Origin of the sequence: Arthrobacter sp. H14, from assembly GCF_000520495.1 — a bacterium.
Taxonomy (GTDB): domain Bacteria; phylum Actinomycetota; class Actinomycetes; order Actinomycetales; family Micrococcaceae; genus Arthrobacter_C.
Genome location: NZ_KI914682.1, coordinates 20,299 through 22,368, shown reverse-complemented (window position 1 = coordinate 22,368; position 2,070 = coordinate 20,299). Strand labels below are relative to the sequence as shown.

At 62.4% G+C, this 2,070-nt stretch carries 1 protein-coding gene; it reads left to right on the top strand.

Translation table 11 applies throughout. The features are described 5' to 3' along the window. Positions 1-2,050: pyruvate dehydrogenase (acetyl-transferring), homodimeric type (aceE, locus tag Y707_RS0118030; protein ID WP_026536107.1), on the top strand; the 2,050-nt coding region annotated here is incomplete at its 5' end. Between the last annotated feature and the right edge of the window lie 20 nt (positions 2,051-2,070).

Here is a 2,070-nt window from a genome sequence, read left to right as displayed (position 1 = left end):
TGGGGAGATGGACGAGCCCGAATCGCGTGGATTGTTGCAGTTGGCGGCGAATGAGAACCTGGACAACCTCACCTTTGTGATCAATTGCAACCTGCAGCGCCTGGACGGGCCTGTCCGGGGTAACGGGAAGATCATGCAGGAGTTGGAGGCGTTCTTCCGCGGTGCCGGCTGGAATGTGATCAAGGTCGTCTGGGGCCGGGAGTGGGACGAGTTGCTGGGCAAGGACGGCGACGGGGCGCTGGTCGATATTATGAACTCGACCCCGGATGGGGATTATCAGACCTATAAGGCCGAGTCCGGTGCGTTTGTGCGCGAGCACTTCTTCGGGAAGAGTCCGCAGACGAAGGAAATGGTCGCGGATATGGATGATGAGCAGGTCTGGGGTCTCAAGCGCGGCGGCCATGACTACCGCAAGGTTTACGCCGCGTACAAGGCCGCGACCGAGTTCACCGGCAAGCCGACCGTGATCCTGACCAAAACGGTCAAGGGTTACGGGCTGGGCACGAATTTCGAGGGCCGCAACGCCACGCACCAGATGAAGAAGCTGACCATCGATGACCTGAAGGACTTCCGCGATCACCTGCGGATCCCGATCGATGACGCGAAGCTGGAGGAAAACCCGAAACTACCCCCGTACTACCACCCGGGCCAGGATTCGCCCGAGATTAAGTACCTGATGGAACGCCGCCAAAAACTCGGCGGCTTCGTCCCCGAACGCCGCGACATGGGCCAGCACCCGACGCCGCAGGGGAAGGTGGAGAAGTCGGAAATCCACTTGCCCGAGGCGAAGGCCTACGAAATGGCATGGCGTGGCTCGGGTAAGCAGCAGGCGGCGACCACGATGGCATTCGTCCGGCTGCTGAAGGACCTGATGCGGGACAAGGAGTTCGGCCGCCGGGTCGTTCCCATCGTACCGGACGAATCCAGGACCTTCGGGATGGATGCTTTCTTCCCGACGGCGAAAATCTACAACCCGAACGGACAGAATTACCTGTCGGTGGACCGCGAACTGATGCTGGCCTACAAGGAGTCGGAACGCGGCCAGATCCTGCACGCGGGTATTAACGAGGCTGGCTCGGTCGCTGCTTTTACCGCCGCGGGAACGGCATACGCCACGCACGGTGAGCCGCTGATTCCGATCTACGTGTTCTATTCGATGTTCGGATTCCAGCGCACCGGCGATTCCTTCTGGGCCGCTGCGGACCAGCTCACGCGCGGGTTCATTATTGGGGCGACGGCGGGCCGGACGACATTGACCGGTGAAGGCCTGCAGCACGCGGACGGACAGTCGCCGCTGCTCGCCTCCACCAACCCCGCCGTCGTCACTTATGATCCTGCCTATGGTTACGAGCTTGGCTTGATCATGCGGGACGGGCTGGAGCGGATGTATGGCCCGGACTCCGACGACCGGAACCTGATGTACTACATCACCGTCTACAACGAACCAATTCTCCAGCCGAAACTGCCGGAGGACCTGGATGTTCAAGGCGTGCTCGGTGGTATCTACAAACTGCAGGGCGCATCCGGGGAGATCACCGGTCCGAAGGCGCAGGTCCTGGCGTCCGGCGTCTCCGTTCCATGGGCGCTCGAAGCGCAGAAGCTGCTGGCCGACCACTGGGGAGTCTCCGCCGACGTATGGTCGGTGACCTCCTGGACGGAGCTGCGCCGGGACGGGCTTTCCGCGGAGGAGGAAGCCTTCCTGGATCCCTCCGCCGGGGCCCGCACGCCGTTCGTGACCAAGCAGCTGGAAGGGGCCACCGGTCCAATCGTGGCGGTCTCCGACTTTATGAAGGCCGTACCGGACCAGATCCGCCAGTTCGTGCCGAATGAATTTGCCACCCTCGGCGCCGACGGGTTCGGATTCTCCGACACCCGTGCTGCCGCCCGGCGGTTCTTCAAGATCGACAGCCACTCCATCGTGGTCCGCACGCTGGAAATGCTGGTTCGCTCCGGAGATGTGGATGCGAGCGTTCCGAAGGAAGCGATCGACAAGTATCAGCTGCTCGACGTCAACGCCGGCACCAGCGGAAATCCGGGCGGAGAGGGCTAGGCTTTAGCGGCTGCTGGCCC